Origin of the sequence: Neptuniibacter sp. QD72_48, from assembly GCF_047778065.1 — a bacterium.
In the GTDB taxonomy this organism is placed as follows: domain Bacteria; phylum Pseudomonadota; class Gammaproteobacteria; order Pseudomonadales; family Balneatricaceae; genus Neptuniibacter.
Genome location: NZ_CP180547.1, coordinates 1,778,161 through 1,799,894 on the forward strand (window position 1 = coordinate 1,778,161; position 21,734 = coordinate 1,799,894).

19 protein-coding genes are annotated in these 21,734 nt (G+C 41.6%); 14 read left to right on the forward strand and 5 right to left on the reverse strand.

Annotated features, from left to right (window positions below; translation table 11 throughout):
• Positions 1–34: 34 nt before the first annotated feature.
• Positions 35–223 carry an oxidoreductase-like domain-containing protein gene (locus tag ACMXYX_RS07955; protein WP_415900995.1) on the forward strand — a complete coding sequence of 63 codons (189 nt, stop codon included), beginning with the start codon at positions 35–37 and terminating at the stop codon, positions 221–223.
• Between the two features lie 14 nt (positions 224–237).
• A complete protein-coding gene (locus ACMXYX_RS07960; RefSeq protein WP_415884518.1) occupies positions 238–399 on the forward strand; it encodes a hypothetical protein in 162 nt (53 codons plus the stop codon).
• 81 nt (positions 400–480) lie between these two features.
• On the opposite strand, the gene rne is transcribed toward ACMXYX_RS07960, so the two are convergent.
• Complete coding sequence (rne, locus tag ACMXYX_RS07965; RefSeq protein WP_415906789.1) at positions 481–3,156, reverse strand: ribonuclease E; 2,676 nt, start codon at positions 3,154–3,156, stop codon at positions 481–483.
• 505 nt (positions 3,157–3,661) lie between these two features.
• On the opposite strand from rne, the gene rluC reads away from it, so the two are divergent.
• From rluC to ACMXYX_RS08025, 12 genes are all read left to right on the forward strand, one after another.
• Positions 3,662–4,630: a 23S rRNA pseudouridine(955/2504/2580) synthase RluC gene (gene rluC, locus ACMXYX_RS07970; RefSeq protein WP_415906790.1), complete on the forward strand. Its 969-nt coding sequence runs from the start codon at positions 3,662–3,664 to the stop codon at positions 4,628–4,630.
• A 10-nt stretch (positions 4,631–4,640) separates the two neighbouring features.
• A complete protein-coding gene (locus ACMXYX_RS07975) occupies positions 4,641–5,741 on the forward strand; it encodes a DNA-binding protein (protein WP_415906791.1) in 1,101 nt (366 codons plus the stop codon).
• Between the two features lie 111 nt (positions 5,742–5,852).
• Positions 5,853–6,827 (forward strand): HTH-type transcriptional regulator CysB, encoded by a 975-nt coding sequence (gene cysB / locus ACMXYX_RS07980; protein ID WP_415884522.1) that lies wholly within the window; start codon positions 5,853–5,855, stop codon positions 6,825–6,827.
• A 145-nt stretch (positions 6,828–6,972) separates the two neighbouring features.
• On the forward strand, positions 6,973–9,000 hold the full coding sequence (locus ACMXYX_RS07985; RefSeq protein ID WP_415884523.1) for an ATP-binding protein: 2,028 nt from the start codon (positions 6,973–6,975) through the stop codon (positions 8,998–9,000).
• A complete protein-coding gene (locus tag ACMXYX_RS07990; RefSeq protein WP_415884524.1) occupies positions 8,993–11,215 on the forward strand; it encodes an EAL domain-containing protein in 2,223 nt (740 codons plus the stop codon). Before ACMXYX_RS07985 ends, ACMXYX_RS07990 begins: the two co-directional genes overlap by 8 nt.
• Positions 11,216–11,226: 11 nt before the next feature.
• Positions 11,227–11,817, forward strand: coding sequence for a hypothetical protein (locus ACMXYX_RS07995; RefSeq protein ID WP_415884525.1), 591 nt, complete (start codon positions 11,227–11,229; stop codon positions 11,815–11,817).
• 430 nt (positions 11,818–12,247) lie between these two features.
• Positions 12,248–12,712 carry a hypothetical protein gene (locus tag ACMXYX_RS08000; protein WP_415884526.1) on the forward strand — a complete coding sequence of 155 codons (465 nt, stop codon included), beginning with the start codon at positions 12,248–12,250 and terminating at the stop codon, positions 12,710–12,712.
• A 23-nt stretch (positions 12,713–12,735) separates the two neighbouring features.
• Positions 12,736–14,142 (forward strand): hypothetical protein, encoded by a 1,407-nt coding sequence (locus ACMXYX_RS08005; protein WP_415884527.1) that lies wholly within the window; start codon positions 12,736–12,738, stop codon positions 14,140–14,142.
• A gap of 34 nt (positions 14,143–14,176) precedes the next feature.
• Positions 14,177–14,809: a hypothetical protein gene (locus ACMXYX_RS08010; RefSeq protein WP_415884528.1), complete on the forward strand. Its 633-nt coding sequence runs from the start codon at positions 14,177–14,179 to the stop codon at positions 14,807–14,809.
• Positions 14,810–14,873: 64 nt separating this feature from the next.
• Complete coding sequence (locus ACMXYX_RS08015; RefSeq protein WP_415884529.1) at positions 14,874–15,236, forward strand: roadblock/LC7 domain-containing protein; 363 nt, start codon at positions 14,874–14,876, stop codon at positions 15,234–15,236.
• A 14-nt stretch (positions 15,237–15,250) separates the two neighbouring features.
• Positions 15,251–15,712: a PAS domain-containing protein gene (locus tag ACMXYX_RS08020; RefSeq protein WP_415884530.1), complete on the forward strand. Its 462-nt coding sequence runs from the start codon at positions 15,251–15,253 to the stop codon at positions 15,710–15,712.
• A 9-nt stretch (positions 15,713–15,721) separates the two neighbouring features.
• Positions 15,722–16,468, forward strand: coding sequence for a phosphate/phosphite/phosphonate ABC transporter substrate-binding protein (locus tag ACMXYX_RS08025; protein ID WP_415884531.1), 747 nt, complete (start codon positions 15,722–15,724; stop codon positions 16,466–16,468).
• Between the two features lie 32 nt (positions 16,469–16,500).
• Here ACMXYX_RS08025 and ACMXYX_RS08030 read toward each other — a convergent pair whose 3' ends face one another.
• The 4 genes from ACMXYX_RS08030 to ACMXYX_RS08045 are packed head-to-tail and all read right to left on the reverse strand — an operon-like array spanning position 16,501 to position 21,726.
• Complete coding sequence (locus ACMXYX_RS08030; RefSeq protein ID WP_415884532.1) at positions 16,501–16,803, reverse strand: antibiotic biosynthesis monooxygenase family protein; 303 nt, start codon at positions 16,801–16,803, stop codon at positions 16,501–16,503.
• 12 nt (positions 16,804–16,815) lie between these two features.
• Positions 16,816–19,767 carry an EAL domain-containing protein gene (locus ACMXYX_RS08035; protein ID WP_415906792.1) on the reverse strand — a complete coding sequence of 984 codons (2,952 nt, stop codon included), beginning with the start codon at positions 19,765–19,767 and terminating at the stop codon, positions 16,816–16,818.
• Positions 19,754–20,224: a hydrogenase maturation protease gene (locus ACMXYX_RS08040; RefSeq protein WP_415906793.1), complete on the reverse strand. Its 471-nt coding sequence runs from the start codon at positions 20,222–20,224 to the stop codon at positions 19,754–19,756. Before ACMXYX_RS08040 ends, ACMXYX_RS08035 begins: the two co-directional genes overlap by 14 nt.
• Entirely contained in the window at positions 20,224–21,726 is a 1,503-nt protein-coding gene (locus tag ACMXYX_RS08045) for a nickel-dependent hydrogenase large subunit (RefSeq protein WP_415906794.1), read from the reverse strand. The genes ACMXYX_RS08040 and ACMXYX_RS08045 overlap by 1 nt, the downstream gene beginning before the upstream one ends.
• Between the last annotated feature and the right edge of the window lie 8 nt (positions 21,727–21,734).

The window sequence follows — 21,734 nt, forward strand, 5'->3', positions numbered from 1 at the left end:
TGTCTTGTAAAATGGACTTATGAATGAGGTTTATATGAGTTCTAAAGAAAAGCCGATTCCTCCTGGTGATTTTGAGTGTTGCGAAAGTGGGTGTTCTCAATGTGTCTGGGATATCTATTTTGATGAGCTGGATCAGTGGAAAGCTGAGCAAAAACCTAAAAAACCAAATGAAGCTCAAGGCTCTTACGAAAAACGTGGAACTGAGTCACAAGACAGACGCTAAGCGGTGGGTGATTTATGTCAGGTAAAGTTGTTAGTTTGGATGCTTCTAGAGAGAAGGCAAAGCACAAGAAAAAAGAAGAAAAGTTAGAATCTATACAGAAAAGATTCGAAAAGGCTTTACCTTCAAAGGAAACTGATTCAAAGAAGAAGTTGCTGGATATTTTTAAGAAGAAGTGATTTTGTATTAATTGCTTGGTGGGTCTTTATGTCAGGCAAAGAAAAAGGGGCTAAATAGCCCCTTTTTTATTTGTATCTACATTATTTCTCAGTTGACTCTGATTCTACGTTTTGGCGTTTGCGAACTTCACGAGGATCGTTTGGTGCACGACGAGTACGACGTTTGCGAACAGGTCTTTGATTGGCTTCTGGCTCTGCTGTTACGGCTACAGTTTCAGTTGCTTCTGAAGTTTCAGTCGCTTCTGCAGTTTCAGTCGCCTCTGTAGTTACAGTCGCCTCTGTAGTTTCAGTCGCCTCTGTAGTTTCAGTCGCCTCTGTAGTTTCAGTTGCTTCTGCAGTTTCAGTCGCTTCTGTAGTTTTAGTCGCTTCTGTAGTTTTAGTCGCTTCTGTAGTTTTAGTCGCTTCTGTAGTTTCAGTCGCCTCTGTAGTTTCAGTTGCTTCTGTAATTTCAGTCGCTTCTGCTGTTTCGGTAGCTTCTACAGTTTCAGTTGCTTCTGCAATTTCAGCTGGCGTTGTGTCAGCTGTTGATTCAGGTGCTTTAGCTTCTGAGCTTTCGCTTACCGTATTTGAGGCTTTTGTATCTTCAATAGTAGCTTCAGCAGTTGGTGCTGTATCTTTAGTTTCAACTTCTGTTGCAACGTTATTAGTGCGTTTGGCCGAGCGTTCAGTGGTGCGACGACGACGGCCACGGCGACGTGGATTGCGTGGTGCTTCTTCTTGCTCTTCAGTATTCTGAGAATCTGTGTTGCTCAGATCCTGTTTGCTTTTAGATTCTGCCGGTTCGTTTTCGCCTTTGCGTTTACGGCGACGACGTTTTGGCTTATCTTCGTTTTGGTTTAGAGGCTGATCAGGCTCAGGTTGTACGGTAATGATCTCATCGTTCTGCTTAGGGGTGCGCTTACGATCATTGTCACGACGGCGACGCTTGCGGCCTGATTCGTTGCGATCATTACGCTTACGTTTAGGGCGTGAAGTGCTCTTTTCTTCGCTTGGCTGTTCTTTTTCTTCAGTGGTTTCGGAGCTACTGCCACCAAATAGGCTCTTGAACATGCCAACTACGCGGCTGCCTAAGGACTCATTGTTTTTAACTGGTGCTGGGGCAGGTGTTGCTGCTTTAGGTGCTTCTGTAGCTGCTTCAGGTGCAGGTGTTTTAGGAGCAACGCTGCGCACAGCTGCTTGTTCGCGAGGAGCGCTAGCCTGAGAGGTGGCTGCGGCTTCAAGTGACTCGGCTTCTTCTGGCTCTGGCTGCATTGTGTAGCTTGCATCATTTGTTGTCGCAACCGTGTGATCGTCACGTAACCGAACTACTTCGTAGTGCGGTGTTTCCATGTTCGGGTTTGGAACGATGACAACACGTACATCTTGGCGAAGTTCTATATCGTGAACAGCGTGACGTTTTTCGTTGAGTAGATATGTCGCTACAGTAACTGGCAAGATTGCACGAATCTGAGCTGTACGGTCTTTGCCAGATTCCTCCTCGATAAGACGAAGAATGGATAGTGCAAGAGATTCGGTGTCACGGATTGTGCCTTGGCCGTTACAGCGTGGGCATACAACGCCGCGTGTTTCTGCAAGAGAAGGGCGTAAGCGTTGACGAGACATCTCAAGTAGGCCGAAACGAGAGATTCGCCCCATTTGTACACGAGCGCGATCAAGTTTGAGCGCATCTCTCAGGCGATTTTCTACTTCACGTTGGTTCTTGATTGGTGTCATGTCGATGAAATCGATAACAACCAAGCCGCCGATATCACGCAGGCGTAATTGGCGTGCGATTTCGTCAGCTGCTTCAAGGTTTGTGTGAAGTGCTGTTTCTTCAATATCGCCACCACGTGTCGCTCGCGCGGAGTTGATGTCGATCGAAACAAGTGCTTCTGTAGGATCAATTACGATTGAGCCGCCTGACGGAAGTGTTACTTCGCGTTGGAATGCAGTTTCAATCTGAGTCTCAATCTGGAAGCGATTGAACAATGGTGTTTGTTCAGAGTAATGCTTAATTTTGTTTTCGTAAGTAGGCATTACCTGCTTAACGAAGTTTTTAGCATCTTCGAAAACTTGTGGGTCGTCGATTAAAACTTCGCCGATATCTGAGCGTAGGTAATCTCGAACGGCACGGATTACTACGTTGCTTTCCTGATAAATCAGGAATGGAGCAGGCTTTTCTTCAGAGGCTTGCTTAATGGCAGTCCATAGTGTTTGAAGGTATTCAAAGTCCCACTGTAGCTCTTCGCTTGTGCGGCCAACGCCTGCGGTGCGAACGATAATGCCCATCTGTTTAGGGACATTTACGCCGGATAGTGCTTCTTTCAACTGCGTGCGTTCTTCGCCCTCAATGCGGCGGGAGATACCGCCTGCGCGAGGGTTGTTTGGCATAAGTACAAGGTAGCGACCAGCAAGACTAATGAAGGTTGTTAGTGCTGCACCTTTGTTGCCGCGCTCTTCTTTATCAACCTGAACAATAACTTCAGTGCCTTCTTTAAGCACTTCTTTAATGTTTGGGCGTGAGCCGCGAGTAGGTGGCTTGATAAAGTATTCGCGAGAAATTTCTTTAAGCGGGAGGAAGCCGTGGCGTTCAGCACCGTAATCTACGAACGCAGCTTCTAGGCTTGGCTCGATGCGGGTGATTTTGCCTTTATAAATATTGGCTTTTTTCTGTTCTCTTGAGCCGGATTCAATATCCAGATCATATAGACGCTGGCCATCAACCAGCGCTACACGCAACTCTTCAGGTTGAGTTGCGTTGATTAGCATTCTTTTCATGACGTTCTCTTAATAGAACGCTTTTCGCCAAGCCAGAGTGCCCAGAGGGTACCCGTCTTTTGGACTCACATGCAGTATATAAGGCATTTACCCGATCAATTATGGTTCGGGCGGCTATAATAGCCAAGCCTGCAGCAATATGGTGCGCAGGGATTAAAGCCATCTAATCTGATGGTAATTTTTATTGATACGCAATCGGCGTATCAATCGTCCACGGTAGAGGAATCAGTAGCCTATTTATTCTTCTAGCTAATTGTTGCTGCTTTATAAAAGCAGGTTCCTGGCTAAAGTACGTCTCTACCTCCAACCGGTCATACTCGGCTGGGTGAAAAGCTTTTTAATTAAATTCTTTGTTGCTGACGGCATCTACAGCGTATTTAACTGTGATATTTGGTCTGTATTACGGCACCTGTGAAAAAAGATAAAGCCAACAGACTACAGCAGCGCTAGAATATAGCAGCTATCAACTAGTGCATCAATTCGGTAATCGGTTTTCATATCAAATATGTCACAGCAAAACAGTCAAGAAGCAAGCAAGGTTCGTTTCGTAGAAATAACTGAAAATAATGATGGGCAGAGGATCGATAATTTTTTAATCACTGCTCTTAAAGGCGCACCTAAAAGCCTTGTTTACCGAATCCTTCGAAAAGGCGAGGTTAGAGTAAATAAAAAACGCGTAAAGCCGGAGTATCGTCTAAAGCTAAATGACTTGGTTCGAATCCCGCCTGTACGTTTAGCCGATAAAAAAGAGCCAGCTAAAGTTAGTGATCAGCTCAGTGAAAAATTAGAATCGTCTATCCTTTACGAAGATAACGACATCATTGTGGTAAATAAGCCTTCTGGTATCGCTGTTCATGGAGGCAGTGGTATTAGTTTGGGGTTGATCGAGTCATTTCGTCAGATGCGTCCTCAATGCAAGTTTCTAGAATTAGTCCATCGCTTAGATCGCGATACATCAGGTTGTATCATGATGGCTAAAAAGCGTAGTGCGCTTAAATTAATGCATGAATCTTTGCAGAAAAGCACTATCACTAAAATCTATCACGCGTTAGTCATTGGTAGTTGGAATGAGCGAAAGCGCAAAATCGATGCACCTCTACGTAAAAACGAACTTAAATCAGGCGAACGTGTTGTCAAAGTTGCAGCAGACGGTAAGGCTTCGTTAACTGAATACAAAGTCCTTGAGCGTTTTGGTCGCCAAGCTACCTTGGTTGAGGCTAGACCGATAACCGGTCGTACACACCAAATTAGAGTTCACTGCCAATTTGCTGGCCATCCTATTGTCGGGGATGAAAAGTACACGCCAGATGAAGATAATGCTGCAATGCGAGAGTATGGATTTAAACGCCTGTTTCTTCATGCAGCAGAATTACGTTTCCCATTACCTTCTGGTGGGCGAAAGATAGTCAAAGCACCATTAGATATGCAGTTACAAAAAGCCTTAAAACGTTTTAAAAGTATTAATAGTAAGTAGGTTTCTCTGAATGAGTGATATGGAATTAAAAGATAAAACTTATGCAACTGCTGATCGATTATTAATGGCGGGTGTTCAGCCAACATTATCAGTTGTTGCAGAGTCTCTTGGTCACCAACCAGCAGAGATTGAAGGGTATTTTGATAGTTGGTGGGAGTTGGTGCCAGAAAGGTTATCTGTTTCCGCATCGTCTATCGTTGTTCCGGACGTACCGGAAGTTTTGGGGCAAGCGTTTGCGCGTGTATGGCAGCAGGCTGTTCAAGAGGCGAGTAGCAAATTTATCGAAGAGAAACACCGTCAAGAGGTTGGAATTGATGTTGTTCGTCGTGAAGCTGATGAATCTCTACAAGCATCTCGTGGTCAATTATTAGAATTAGAAGACAAACTTCGTAATCAAATCATCCGAAATGAAGAGATTCATTCTCAGATTAAAGGGCTAGAAGCTGAGATTGAGGTTTTGAAATCTAACTTAATGGCGGAAACATCTCAGCGTAAGCAAGAAGAGCAGGCCAAATCTAACGTTGAACAAGAGCTTACTCATCTACGAAAAACTCACGATGACAGTAAGCGAACATTTGATCAGCGTATTAAAGATGAGCAAAGACATACGCTTGATGCGGTAAGTAAAGCCGATGCTGACGTTCGCTATTACCGTGGCGCATTAGAAAAGTTGCGTGATGAAGTGGGTAAAAAGGAATCGGCTTTGACTAAGTCTATTCATGATTTACAAGCTGAACTAGCGCGTAAAGATGTAAAACATGACACGCAGAAAACACAAATAAAAAGCCTCGAAGACGAACTCAAAAAGATCAAGCAAGATAGTAGTGGCCAGAATAGAGATCTATCTAAAATCAATACTCAGCTTCTATCTGAAACCAATAAAAACAAGAGGTTAGAAAGCAAAATTAAAGAGCTTGATGAGGAGTTGAGAAAGGCTAGGCAGAAACAAGTGGCTATTGCTAATGAGCAATCACGCCGTGAATCTAGTGTCAGAAATCAATTCAAAGATAAAGAAGAAGAGCTGGTAAGAGCGCTAGCTAAGATATCTAGTTTAGAGAAAAAAATAATAACTCAAGATGAAGAAATTAGGCGTTTAAATAGCCGCTTATAATTCCTTTATAACTTAGATGCATTAGGATAGATTTTATTCTAAACTGTTATATTAGAGTCGTTTTTTATTACTAAACGATTACATATCTACTGAGTTTATCTGGAGTGTTTGATGAAATTGCAGCAGCTGCGTTATATCTGGGAAGTTGCAAGACATGACCTTAATGTCTCTGCCACAGCTCAAAGCCTATATACATCACAGCCTGGCATTAGTAAGCAAATCAGATTGCTCGAAGATGAGCTAGGGGTTGAGGTGTTTGCCCGTAGTGGTAAGCATCTTACCCGTGTCACACCAGCAGGTCAGGCTATTCTGTCTGTTGCAGGAGAAATTCTGCAGAAAGTTGAAAGTATCAAGCAGGTTGCTCAAGAGTTTAGTGATGAGCGTAAAGGCAGTTTGGATGTTGCAACTACCCATACTCAAGCCCGATATGCGCTTCCGCCTACTATCACTGGATTTATGAAGGAGTATCCTGAAGTCTCCCTTCATATGCATCAAGGTACACCGATGCAGATTTCTGAGATGGCGGCTGATGGTTCAGTTGATTTCGCGATAGCGACTGAAGCCATGGCGCATTTTAGTGATTTAATTATGATGCCTTGCTACCGCTGGAACCGTTCTGTAGTTGTTCCTAAAGGTCATCCGTTAACTCAAGTTTCTAAGTTAACGCTGGCTGATTTAGCCGAACAGCCGATTGTGACATACGTATTCGGATTTACAGGTCGGTCAAAATTAGATGACGCCTTCATCAAAGAAGGGTTGGAACCAAAAGTTGTTTTCACTGCTGTAGATTCTGATGTGATCAAAACTTATGTTCGTCTTGGCTTGGGTGTAGGCATTATTGCCTCAATGGCTTTTGATGAGCGTCAAGATAGTGATTTGGTTCGTTTAGATGCAAGTCACTTGTTTGAACCGAGTACGACTAAGATTGGTTTCAGAAAAGGTACTTTTTTGCGTGGGTACATGTTTGACTTTATTCAGCGTTTTGCGCCCCATCTAACTCCAGATGTAGTTAGGCAAGTACAGGAATGTGGTAATAAAAGTGAGATCGATGAGCTTTTATCTCATTATGATCTGCCTGATTTATAACTTTGAGCGTTTGTTCATCATTATTTAAAGCCTGCTAAGCAGGCTTTTTTCGTTTTAGGATCTAATTAATCTAAAAATTCGTATTAGTCTCTGCAGTCTCGAAATACGCATCCTATACTGAGAATACTTTCAGTGGGGGGAGGCTATGAAACGCAGTTCTATTCTTACCCGTATTAACCTCAGCTTATTAGCTGTGTCAGTTGTTTTTGCTGTCTTTGTTGTTGTACAGATTGTTGTTGGTCTCAAGGTGAGTGAGTCCAGTGAAGAGGTCACAACAAGGGATATGCCTGTCGCACTCTATACTCAAGCTATGCAAGATGAATTAGGAGATATGAATTCTAATCTGCTTGAGTATGTGTTGGGTGAGTCTGAAGAGAAGCAAGAATATTTTGCGAATAAAGAAGAGTTTGACCAATATCGAAAGGAAATACCCTCCATTAGTGATGCCTATAAGAAAATGATCACTGTCGATCGTTTAATTGCCACGGCTAATGAGAACGCTGAAAAAAGGGTCTTTAGTCGATTTGATCCCATTCTTGAGGAGCAAGCTACTCGAAGTATTAACCGGCTTATCCGGGAGGTCGGTGGTCCGCTCGAAAATCTTCTCGACGATATGAAAGAAGAGGAGATTGCAGACGTTGGCTCTTCTAACGATTTAGATCAGATTATTAATGATGATTTGCCTTCTGTGCGATATTACCTAGAGCTTGTTGATGAGGCAGGGGATATGCTTGCCGACTTAGATAGGTTTGTATTAGGAGATCAAAATGCCCGTAAGAGTTTCTTTGGTAACGCTCTTCAATTCGAATCCTTCCTTGCTAGCCTAAAGCCTTTAGAGAAAAAACCTCATGAATTAGTCCGCATAGCTGAAGTAGAGCGGTTGTTTAATGAGCTTAAAAGTGGTGGGGCCGAAGTTTTCGAAATCTATGCAGCTAGAAACAGAATTGACGCATTAGCGGCTATTGAAGATATAGAGCATAACGCATTTGGCGAGTTGGAAGAGCTTCTGGAAGGAATGTCTTCCCATGCTAGGCGCCGAGTTGAAAATAGTATGAATGATCTGGTTGACCTATCAAATAAGGTTAACTATCTCCTGATATTTACACTCGTTGGCGGTGTCGCACTTTTAGTCGCGATTGTAACCTACACGAAGCGGTCTATTTTTGCGCCTATGACAGCGATATCTGAATCCATTAATAAACTAAGAGGTGGTGAGAGAGATTTTGAGATCGCTGAAAGTAATCGTAATGATGAAATTGGCGACATCATCAATAGTTTGAGGCAGTTTCAGGCTGAGTTAACGGAGCTAGATGAGCTTCGATTAGCTGATGAGAAGATGCAAGCCAGTCTTAAGGGAGAGCGAGATAAACTTTCTAGTGCGCTTGAAAACCTTGAGCAGGCTCAGGATAAGCTCATTGCTAGTGAAAAACTTGCTTCATTGGGTTCCTTGGTCGCGGGTGTCTCTCATGAAATTAATACACCAATAGGTGTTTCGGTAACCATGTCTAGTCATCTAAAAGAAAATATTGATGAGCTTATGCGCTCTATAAAAGCGGGTGAGCTTAAGCAGTCATTCTTGGATCAATTCGAGCGAGAGGCAGCTGAATCATTTGCAGTTATGGAAAGCTCTTTAGATAAGGCAAGTCACCTTATTCAAAACTTTAAACAAGTAGCAACAGATCAGTCGAGTTCTAGTCGACGGAAATTTGCTTTGAAAGAGGTTATCGATGAAGTAATGATGACTGTTCGCCACCAATTAAAAGGTACAAACTACAAGTATAGAGTTGAAGGTGATGTCGAATTAATGATGGATAGTTACCCTGGCCCACTTGGGCAAGTTGTAACTAATCTATTTAATAATTCTATTATGCATGGCTTTGATGGGCGCGATGACGGTGAAATCAATATAAGATTTACGTGTCTTGATAACAGCGTGAGAATTTACTTTAACGATAATGGAACTGGAATTGAAGAGTCAAAAATCAACCGCATTTTTGACCCGTTTTATACCACGAAACTAGGGCAAGGGGGCTCTGGTTTAGGATTAAATATTGTACATAACATTGTCACTGGTGTTCTAGGCGGATCTATATCAGTGTCGAGCAAAGTGGGTACTCAATTTGAAGTAGTGTTACCTCTGGTAGCTCCGAAACAGGATAATGATGATGAGTGATGTGCTTTTAAATATCATAGATGATTCGAATGAACCTGAAGTGGAGGACACCCGAGAGCCTTGGAAAATTGCAATTATTGATGACGAAGAGTCAGTTCACCAGGTAACAACTCTTGCTTTGTCCAGAACTGATATCTTGGGGCACCCATTAAAATTTTTGCATGCTTATAGCGGTGAGGAGGGCTATAAGCTTATAGAAAAGCATGATGATATTGCAGTTGTGTTACTTGATGTGGTTATGGAAACCCCCAATGCCGGATTGCTACTGGCTGAGCAGATTCGTGAGGATCTAAATCGGCATAATGTACAAATCATTCTAAGAACTGGCCAACCTGGCTATGCACCTGAAAATGAAATTATCGAGCGTTATGAAATTAACGCTTATAAAACTAAAAACGAGCTGACTAAATCTCGGTTATTTACAGCTTTAGCAACGGCCATTCGTTCCTACCAGCACCTTTGTGCACTTGAAAACAGTAAGCTGGGTTTGAGATCGATTATTGATGCGTCTTCAGATCTTATTAAAGAACGGTCTGTGAACGACTTCGCTAGAGGAGTGTTATTGCAGATTAGCGCGCTCTTTAACATCGATGCTGATGGTATTTTCTGTGTATCTCAGCGGCCGCATAATGGCCCTTTGGCGTTAAGAAAAGGGTTAGAAGACGAATATTTTGTAGTGGCTGCATCTAACAAATATGATCATTTTTTTGGGCGTAAGCTTGAGCAACTAGATACAGATGGCTTGAGCTACCTAGTCAAAGATGTGCTTGATAGCAAACAGCATAGTATTGGTGAGCGCTATACAGGTCTTTATTTGTCGACTCCTTCTATGTGGGAAGGTGTGATCATGCTTGAAGGGGCTAGAGGATTACAGAATGTAGATGAAGAGTTACTTCAAGTTTTCTGTATGAATGTGGGGTTAGGTTTAGAGAATGCTAAATTTTTCTCTCATCTTAATAAAGCAGCTTACTTTGATTCAGTCACTCATTTGTATAGCCGTTTGGGCTTGATAGAGAATGCACTCACATTTGTAAGATCTAAAGGTAGTCGGTGTACGATCTATCTAGCTGATCTCGACTATTTTCATAACATTATCGAATCCCTTGGTTATGACTATGGTAACAAGGTGCTTGCCGAAATGGGGGGGAACCTTAAAAGGATCTATGGTGAGAATGCGTTATTAGCGCGTTTGCATACAGATGTGTTTGCCATCTTGATGGTTGATACTGATCTGGATGCGAGTGATGTTGCTAGAGAGTGTGCAAAACCATTATTTGTAGAAGGAAATTCAATTCGTTTAGGAATAACTGTAGGTAGTTCTAGTGAGCTTGCAGACGATTTTTCGCAAGAAACTGCTGAGCAGATGTTGCGACATGCAGAAGTAGCACTCAAAGTAGCTAAAGAAAATCGTCGTGGTGCTGGACAGGAATTTGATCGCGAGTATGAAGAGGTTTCTAGAAATCATCTAAATCTATTAAATGATATTCGTAATGCTCTCGTTAATCGTGAATTTTTCTTAGTTTTACAGCCCAAAGTAGATGCGACAACAGAGAGGGTTAACGGTTATGAAGCACTGATTAGATGGCAGCATCCAATTAAAGGTGTAGTCCCTCCAAATGCGTTTATTCCTGTGATCGAACAATCGGGATTGTTCTTTGATATTGATCTATATGTGTTTGAGGAGGCTTGCGCGATACTCAGACAGAACCCTCAGATTAATGTGCCTATTTCGATCAATGTATCTGCTAATTCACTACACCATAATGAGTTTATATGTGAAATAGCGAGGCTTACTGACGAGTTGAAGCCCGATCTATCCTTGCTGCAATTAGAAATTACAGAAAATGCACTAATCAGAAGTGATGCTGCAATTAAACATCTCAATTCACTTAAAACCATAGGCTTTTCCATATGTTTAGATGATTTTGGGGCTGGCTTTTCATCCCTCAGTTATTTATTAAGACTTCCGTTAGATGTCATCAAAATCGATCGAAGCTTTGTTCAATGCGTTGCTGATCAAAAAGATGCTCGAGTAGTCCTACAAGGTATGGTCGAAATTGGACGTAAACTTCGTAAGGAGCTTGTCGTTGAAGGTGTTGAAACTAAAGAGCAGGTTGAACTGATCAGGGCGATGCGTGTCTCAACTTTCCAGGGGTTCTACTTTTACAAGCCGCTTAGCATTGATGAGGCTGTAGCTGCACTTGCTAAGCAATGAAAGGATAGTGTATGCAGTTGGATCTACAGTTAGGTCAGGCAATTAAAGGAAATGTCGAGATATCCGAACGAAATTTAATGCTGGTTTTTCAAGTTAATTGCCCTAGTTGCTTATCTAGAGCATTACCTATGCTAATGAGGCTGAAAGAGGCTAATAAGGGTGTCAACTTTTTTGCACTTTCTACCGCTTTTGAAGATTTTAATTTAAATAACGCCAAATCGACCAAGGCTTTGATGGAGCAAGGGGAGCTAACACTTCACTCTAAACGTTATTTCGCTCAGTTAGGGCAGCAGAAATTACCCTATGAAGTGGATGTGCCAGTTGTTATGGATTGGTTTATGCCTACCATTGCTTCATCTGAATTAGCAGAATCAATTTTTAACGTGTTTGATAAAGAGCGGTTGTCACAGACGGTTATGAACAGCATTAAGGCTCACTTAGCTCAGCGTTTGTTGCCTATGAGTCAAATGGGGAGAACGTTTCTGAATAATGGTTTTCAAGGTACGCCCACGTGGGTCTATTTTGATAAGGATCTAAGGATTATTCAGAGCTGGTTTGGTCATAAGGAGATTGAGTGGGTGCAGGCGTTGCTTGATAAATAGATTTGAATGTTTCAGCAACATAAGAAGCTCAGCACATGCTGAGCTTTTTGATCTTGGGATGAGGAATGTGTTATTGATTAAATGATGCAGTCTGATCGAGCATGCAACTCACTCTGCTCTCTGATAGCTAAATCACTAAGACTTTATATAAAACTTTTATTCTTGGGTGAAAAATGAGCTATTCTTACTAGGTTGATATTAAAGAAAAAAATTAATCTGCCGTGAACTTAGATAAGGTTGTACTTTTGGCAAAGAAAACTGTTAATTAGTGCATTAATTTATGGATAAATTTGTATTCTTGCGTCGGTCGAGATATAAAACAAACACCTGTTTGGAATATTACCAATAACTAAAGAACCATCCTGAATAAGTTATTTATTTTGTAACGACTTCTTTATGGATGTATCAATAATAAAAGCAGGAGCATTTTGTGAGTTCTTTAATTTGGGATGCATTAGCTGACTGGGAATTGAATGCCGACTTTGATAGTCCTAATACCGGGCGCATTCAAGCAGCTTTCGATGCACAACATCCTAGGTACCTTATTTACCGTGGACATCAAGGCCGTAGAATTTTGTACCATTTCACGCGAATGGTAGCTGCAGAGCCGGATGAACTGCGACTGCATACAAAGCGTATCTACCTTTCTATTGCATGCTACGATAGTGATGCTCTAGAGGGAGCTTTTGCAGATTTCTTATTGGTTCTAGGCAAAAAAGGACCTAAATTACGCCAACGTCTATTTGAACAGGCTAGAAAGGTTATGAAGCCAAAAGTTCGTGATGTCATACAGCGAGCTATCGAAGAAGACGATCTATCAGCACTGTCAGAACTTTCAACTGATCATTCCGTTCTTATAAATGGAAGATTTCAGCCAGCCAGTCTGCATGGATGAGATAGGGTAGGTAGTAGAAGTCAATGAGCTTGAAGAAAAGCAGTCAACTTAAAAACGTGCGTAAAATAGCATTGATCGGGTTTTCGGGCCCTAATCAGGCAATGCTCGAATATTGCTTCTCTTCAGAAGTCGACTGTGAACTCGTAACTGCTAGTGCAGCTCAGATCCTTGTAGTGAATGGGGATCAAGGTGAGGGTGATGAGCAATTAAGCAGAAACATCATTGAAAAGTATCCGGCTGAATTTCGTTTAGTTATCAGTATTAGAGATGTTAGTTGGGATGGCTTTGCTCTACTTAAAAAACCGCATACTGCTCAAGACCTCCTGAGTGTCGTCAGAAGCTTCTCTGTAACTTTCTCTGACTCTGAAAATCAAGATACTCAACCTGTAAAAAAAGAAATTAATTCCGATGATCTCGATTTCTATCGAAGCCGTGATTATGCACGTAAAAGGCAGGGTGAGGCTCTTAAGCAAAAGCTTATAAAAGGTAATCTTGTTGTTAGTGCATCTGATCGTTTGGTGCAGCAGATCGAAGCAGATATTCGGGAGCAAGAAGAGCAACTTAAACGTGAGCTTGAGGCAGAAAAGGCTAAGCATGAAGCTCTCTTAGCTAAGAAAAAAGCTAAAAAGTTAATGCTTCTGAAAAAGAAAAAGCTCGAAGAAGAGAAACGATTACAAGAAGCTAAAAAGAAAAAGCTTGCCGCTGAAAAAGCTAAGAAGCTGAAGCAGAAGCTACTCGATAATAAGAAAAAGAAAGAATTGTTAGCCAAAAGAGAGCAAGAGGCAGAGAAAGCGCTTCAGGATAAGTCTGTTAAAGCTTCGCAAGAGTTAACAAAAGAGCAAATCCTACAATGTTGTGGTAATGCAGCTGATGCTGACCTGACTCGACCTGATGAGCGTCGTAGTATCTTTTTTAATCCCGAAGGGTCGCTGTTAGTAAAAATGACAGAAGCGGTTGACCTAGCACTTAAACTCGATCAACCTGTTGAGATTACTGGATTGCCGGGTCAGATGCTTGTATTCCCTGACCAGCGTTTGTTTTACATGACGTTTAGTGATGAATTTTTAAATCAACTCGCTTTAACCCGCTTTGGGTATGGTGAGTTGGAGATTGAGCCAAAGGGTGACTTCCAGCTAGAAGATAAAACAAAACATCTTGCTGAGAGAATAGAATCACTTATTTGGAAAGTTGCTCTTTGGACTTCTAGAGGGCGGCTATTAAATGGAATGGACCCAGAGAAGTTAATGCAATTAACAGTGCAGCCTGATTTTGAATCATTTCAGGCCATACCTGATTGTTATGAAATTAGTGAGGTATGGAGTGGTCAACCAATGACCGCGCTGGATATTGTAAGAATATTGGATGTGCCTCAACGTGTTGTTTTTGCGTTTATGTGTGGTGCATATTCACTTGGATGGTTTCAGGAATGAAGTGGTGGGTTAGGAAAGGTATCGGAGTTATTTTGTGACAAATGCTACTATCCAAAATCAATTTATTCAGATCTGTCCTGCAGGAGCTTTCTACGCTACTGTAGGCTCCGAACCGGATGATGCTAGAGCGCTATTGCTTCAGCTTCTTAGCTCTGATGTCTCTTTACCATTTAGTCATGAATTGGTAATGGAGTTGACAGACCTTGATGAAGGTGAAGCAAAAGAGTTGTTTGATAAGCTGATTGATAAAAATTTTGTTCAGCTAAGTAAAAATCCATCGAGAATGATCAATGATTCAATTGAGAAGATATTGCCGGAATTGTTGTCTGGTTTATCTAGCTCAGGGAAAGTCGCGTTGGCCGACGATCATGGATTTTGCCTCGGTTCTACCGGTTATGATGCTGACCATGCAGAAGCGTTGTGCGCGTTAGCGGCGGATTTGAGCTCGTTGCACGAGCGTCATAGTTTATTACTGAACCGTGACCTTTCCTTTATGGGGGAGTCATGGGGAATGTTGGACCCTGTTGGTTTGAGCCAAGTAGGGTTTTGGGTGATCCACCTTGGTCATCAGCGTTTTGTTCTGGTAATTGATCAGATGCCACGTTTGAACCAAGGAAATTATGTAGATTTATTAAGCGTTCTAGCAAGGCGTTACCTTGATTATTGATATCAATCAATGATCGATTCTCAGATATCTGTATTTTAATGCCTTACATTAAAGGAGTAAGTATATGCGCTCAGAAATGTTGACCTCGATTTTGAGTGACTTGAATGGAACTTCAGCCGAGATTGAAGCTTCCGCTGTCATTTCAACAGATGGTCTTATGATCGCAGCTCTTCTTCCAGCTGGTCTGGATGAAGATAGAGTAGGTGCAATGAGTGCTGCCATGCTTTCGCTAGGTGAGCGTACTGCAAGTGAACTTGCTCGTGGAGAATTAGAACAGGTTCTTGTAAAAGGTGATTTAGGTTATATCTTAATGACCCATGCGAATGATGAATCTGTACTTACCGTAGTAGCAAAACCAAATGCACGCTTGGGTTTAATTTTTCTTGATGTTAAACGTGCAGCAGAAGCAATTGGGAAAATTTTATAAATTTAGGGAAGTTGATGCCAGTATCGCATGCAGAAAGCGTTCAAGAAGTTGTCATCAAATATTTTGGCGGTGAAACACGCACCGCTCAAATACTGGACATAGAGGAGCCTTACCCAGAAGGTAAGCTCATTGTCTCTCGTACGGATACGAAAGGATTTATAACTCATGCTAATCAGGCATTTGTTGAAATGTCTGGATATACTCAGGAAGAGTTGATTGGACAAAATCATAATATTTTGAGGCATCCTGACATGCCTGCTGCTGCGTTTGCAGACTTATGGGATACGCTAAAGGCAGGTAAAAAATGGCATGGATACGTAAAGAATTTACGTAAAGACGGTAGTTATTATTGGGTCAAAGCTACCGTTATTCCAAATGTCCGTAATGGTTCTGTCGTCGGTTATACTTCTGTAAGGCGAAAGCCTTCCCTTCGAAAAATAGCAGAAAGCGAAGCCTTGTATTTAACGATGAAGTAGGGTGATTCCTTGAAGCTTAATTTAACAGTCAGTCCGGATTTTTCTCCAGATCATATCTCCGGTTGGTTTATATTTAATACTTGGCTCCAACGTCAATTAGACCGACCGGTTCATTTAGAACTATATGATAGTTTTGAAGCACAAAGAAATGATATTCAAGAGGGGAAGTATGATCTTGTTTATGCGAATCCCTTTGATGCTTCAATGCTTGTGCGTGAATTGGGTTTTAAGGCGGTTGTTCGGCCTATTTCAAAATCTGATGAGACTGTCATCGCAACCCATGCAGATGCGCAATATAGTTGCGTAGAAGATCTAAAGACCAATAGCCGTTTGGTTGCTACCAGTGATCCTGATGTAAACCGTATTGGCATGATTATGTTGGAGCCTGCAGATCTTGATGGTTCTAACACTGAGTTAAATACCGTTGATTCTTACGTTATTGTTGCGAAGCACTTAATTAACAATAAGGCTGATGCCGGATTCTTTCTGAAGGATGCGTACGAAGATCTATCGGAGCTAATTCGTAAGCAGATGAAGGTGTTGGTTGCGAGTGAAATCAGTGATGTTCATCATGCTTTATTGGTTTCTCCAGAGTTAGAGGCATTAATTCCTCAATTCCAAGAGTTTCTCCTGAGTATGCAGAATGATCCAAAAGGCCAAGGTGTGCTGGAAAGCATGGACTTAGATGGCTGGGAAATCATGACTGAAGAACAGACTGAGTTTATGATAGATCTTATCGACACACTGATAGATTAAAAAAAGCGGCTGAAATAGCCGCTTTTTTAATTTTAAAAGGCTTTGTTATAGCCTTCGAATTGAGGTGGGCCTAAATAGATGCCTTGTGCAGGTTTTGCATTGGCATGTGCTTTTCTAAACGCTTCAGATTTGGTCCACTGCTTGAATGCTTCTTCTGATTCCCAGGTGCTGTGAGAGATGAAAATTGTGGCTTCATCAGTGCTCGGGCCTTGCAATAGATCAAAGCTTTTGAAGCCAGGTACTTCATCTAGATAAGTGTCTCGATTTTTCCAAATTTCAATAAAGTCATCCTCTTTACCCGGAATGATTTTAAAGCGGTTCATAGCAATAAACATAAACGTCTAGCCCTATTCCTTGTTATTCAAAAAATGAATAAATTCATCTGCTGTGATGGGTTTAGAAATATAATACCCCTGTACTTCGTGACAACCTAGACTTTGCAGCAAAGCAAGTTGTTCCTTTACTTCTACACCTTCGGCAATAACTATTTTCCCCATGATGATGCCAAGATGGATGATCGATTCAATGATTGCCTTGGATTGTGGTGAGAACTGTATGTCATTTACAAAGCTTCTATCTATTTTAATTCGATCTACAGGTAGTGAAGCAAGGTACGAAAGTGAGGAATAACCGGTACCAAAATCATCAAGAGCGATACTTACACCTATATCTTTAATCGCCTCTAACTGAGCTTGTGAAAGTTCTGGATCGGACATCGCAGCTGTTTCAGTGATCTCAAGTTCGAGTTTATTTGGAGGTACATGGTAAGTCGTTAGTGCTTCTTTAATATCTGATATCAAATTGGCATCTAGAAGTTGAATCGTAGATAGGTTTACCGCTATTTTAGGTACTTCAATATTGGCATTGGCCCAAGCTGTAATGTGTTCTAATGTTTTATTCAGCACCCAGGAGCCTAACTTTATGATTAAGCCGCTTCTTTCTGCTATGGGGATGAAAACCTCTGGAGATATATGACCAAGTTCCTTGCTATGCCATCTGAGCAAGGCTTCTGCTCCTACAATCTTGTTCGATTGAAGATCTATTTTTGGCTGAAACAAGAGGTTAAGTTCATTATGCTCAATTGCATGGTGGAGGTGAGATTCAATAGTCCGTTTTTGTTGGATACTTTTTTGTAGTTCTAAATCGAAGAAATGGTAGTGGCTGCCTGATATTCCTTTGGCCTCATACATTGCCATATCTGCATTTTGTAACAGAATACCCGTGTCTAAACCGTCAGTAGGTAAGACAGTAATTCCAATACTAATACCAATATGTAATAGATGATCATCAACTTTAAATGGGCGGGTGATTGAAGAGATTATCTCTTCGGCTAGAGTTTTGGGGTCATCGAGGCAAGCAATGTCATTCTGTACAATAGCGAATTCGTCACCGCCAAGCCTTGCTACCAAATCAGTTGGTTTTGAGCATTGCTGCAATCGTCTAGCGACAAGCTTCAGAAGGATATCGCCACTCAAATGACCCAATGTGTCATTCACGTCCTTAAAATTATCTAGATCCATAAAGAGAACTGCAGACGCTTTATGATTATCTCTTGCATCAACGATGGAACTCTCAAGTTGATGTAGCAATATAGACCTGTTGGGTAGATTAGTTAGGAGGTCATGTTCAGCTTGATATCTTAAGCGTTTCTCAGCTCTTTTCTGTTTAGTGATGTCGGCTTTTAATGATAAATAATGACTAATCACACCGTTATTATCAAAGATTGGCGTTACAGACATTGACTGCCAAAATTTTTCTCCTGATTTCTTTCTATTGAGTATTTCGCCTTTCCATCTATTGGAGGCCTTAATGGTTGACCATAACTCTTTATAAAAATCAGCTGACATTTCTCCTGATTGGACAATACTGCTTTTCTTTCCAATAGCTTCTTCTGCTGTATATCCTGTGTTTTCAGTAAACATAGGGTTTACATAAACAATGATCCCTTGAGTATCGGTAATGACAACTTCACTGGAGCTTTGCTCAACAGTGGTTGAAAGTAAGCGAATGTGTTCTTCATTTTTTTGGCTTTGTGTAATATCACGAGTTGTAACTACAAAACCTCCGGTAGGCGTTGGAGCTGATTCGCATTCGATAACTCTTCCATCTGTGAAAGTTTGAATCCATTGGTGTTTGTCAGAGATGAGTTTTTGGCAAGGCGGTATCTGTTGTAGGTCTAAGATCTCTTTGTTGTTACTAAATAGAACTTCATAGGCTGGTATTTGCGCTAGTATGTCGGGATCTACATTAATATTGTTAGTAAATGAATCATTAAAAGTTTGCAGATCACCTATGCCGCTAAACATAGCAACGCCTTGGCTAATAGTAGATAAAGTACTCTGAAGAAGCTGTAGATGTTTCTCAATGTCTGCTTGGCGCTTCTGTTTTTCTTTAGCTTTTACTACGGATATGTCTGTAGCGGAAAGAATGAGTCCTTCCTCTTTACCCGCTCGTCCGTAAATCAAAGTGCCTTTTAGAAGAAAGTATTTTTGGCTGACTTCTTTATGACGTCCTGTTGGATCTCTAAAGCGAATCTCTTGCTCAAATCCATCGTTACTATAAACCGCTCGGTATAAATAGGGCCTTTGGTCCCAGTTGCTTGCCGGAAATCTTTCAATGATTTCAGTTAGGGTTTCGTCACGAAGGAAATTATCCGGAGAGCTTCCAATCAGTTCTTCTGCTTTTATATTTAAAATAGATTCTGCATAAGGATTTACACGGGTAATTCGTCCCTGATTGTCGGTGACAACCAAGAACTCTTCCATTGTATTAGTAATGCTATCAATGAGTTGATTTACGGAAAGAAGGTGACGATTGTTTTCCTCTAACTCGACCTTTTTATGCTCAACTTCACTCAGCATTGAGTCCATAGATTCAAGGTTTGATAGTACCTTCTTCTGCAATGCCGAGTTGACTGTTTTTAATGCCTCTAATTCAGTTTGTTGATCTATATCTTGCTCGCATGTTTCTACTGTTTGGGTTTCAATTAGAGAGCTGTTGGCTGTAATAAAAAAATTACCTTGCCGTTCGACAGTAAAAACACTTGGGTTGGATTTAAGATCAGTGGCTAAACCATGTTTAGGGCAAATTACCTTACCATTGTGATCCACTTTGGCTCTAAGAAGCGAAACATGAGCGTGTTGGCAATAGAGAGGTAGGGCATATAGCTGTTTTTTATGCTCAACTATTAGTAGTCGATTTTTTCTGTTTTCAGGGTGAGCTACCCAGCGCATATGGCCTTGAATACTTACTTCTCGCTCAATAACTAATCGGGTAATTGCTTTATCAGGAGCAAACATAGTGTGGCTCCTGATTCACGCGAGTTAAAATCTGATTGCAGGCCTCTGAGACGCAGTTCTCAATAATAGGAGAAAGTTTCTCAGAAAAGCTTGAGACTTGGTGGATTGTTACCGTCAAAATCTCAATCACAAGTTCTTGTGAGTCAAACAAAATGTCGCAATGCTTAATAAGCTCTTCTAAGCCTCCATCGTGAAGGTTTCTGGCATAGCTTGTCTGGAACTCATCTTTAGATAACCACTGTAGTGTACCCGCATTGTTGCTGTCGGATTGGTAGGCGTCGACCAATATTAATCGCGATGTGTCTTTGATCAAACGAGTAGCTGTCAGACTATTAGTAGCGCAATAGTAAAGATCTACTTTTGACGGCAAATCGGTTTGGTTGAGAGTGTTATAGACTGCATAACCAAAGCCATCATCCCCATGCCATTCATTTCCAAAGCATAAAATCACCGTCATCAAATCACTCCATAACGGTGTTTCTTGTTACTGCCTAGTAGGTGTACGGTACATACTAAACAAGGATCATGAGAGCGGACCACGTGACCGACAGATAAAGGATCATCTATATCTGGAATATCTATACCAATTAGGCTGCTTTCGATGTGACCAGGTTGTTGATTTTGATCTCTAGGTGATGCGTTCCAAGCGGTGGGTGTTATTACTTGGTAGCCGCTGATGGTGCCGTTTTCTACTTTTACCCAATGACCGAGACTTCCTCGAGCGGCCTCAATCATACCAATACCTTCTCCATCAAGAAGAGGTTGGTGGGTCATTGTGGGTTCAGTGATATTTTGTAGAAGCCCGTTCAGCTGTTCTTTCAATAGGGCTATAGATCTTACTTGGCGTTGTATGCGCGCAAATTGTCTTAAGAGGGTGTTCCCACCTTGCTTCTTTAACATATCAAGAAGAAGAGCATCTTGATCTAGAATCAGTTGCGCTAATGGTCCTGTTTGCACGACTTGGTCTTTGTAGCGAGGGGCTTTAGCCCAGCTGTAACGCTTGCTGTCAGGATCGTATTTTGGTTGAGTTAGACCGTCGTGAGGATGACGTGGTGCAGCTTGGTCATCATGGTACCAGCTGTAACTGATATCCTCAGTAATCTGTTCTTGATCTAAAGGCTCGAAACTTTGGGTTGTAGCATCGTAGATACCACGATTGCGTAATGTATCTTCTGGATTATCTGGATCGATAAGGGAGCCATAACTCATAAATAATTTACAGCCCCCGCCAATTTGATTTAACGCGATATTTTTACCGAATTGATAGAAAAGACTCGCAGCGCCTTTGCCTGTTTCGGTGAGTTCGTTAAGTTTTTCTAGGCTGTCGATCTGATTCCAATGGTCTATGGATACACCAAGGACTTTCGTTTCTAACCAATTGATATAGTTGTCGACTACGCTTAGCGCACTAATGACTTTATTGGTATCAGGTAATGAAGTAACGCCACCTGGGACCATATAAGAAGAGTGCGGCCACTGCCCTCCAAAGATAGCGACAATTTCAATGATATCGCGACTAAATCGAACGGCATCTTGATAAATGCTGCCTGACATATCTTCAAACTGATTTTTTATCTGACTGTACAATTTGAGATTGGAGTAACCGGGGTGGCAAAGATCAGGAGTAAACATTAGAAATGTCTGCCGGCAATCAGATTGAATCTCTTCGGCTAGTAAACAAATATTTCTTACGCGAATTGCATTGGGTGGTGGTGTGATGTGAGACATCGATTCCAATGCAAGCACGCTCGCATACAGATGTGCAGTGCTGCAAATACCGCAAATTCGGGGAGTGATCGCTAGTGAGTCCATCGCTGCTCGACCGATAAGTATCTGCTCAAAACCACGATACATCGTGCCGATACACCAGGCGTTGGTGACCACCCCTTGCTCAACTTCGAGCTCTAATTCTAAATCGCCTTCAACTCGGTTTAGCTGTACTTTTACTCTTTTGCTCATAACCGTAC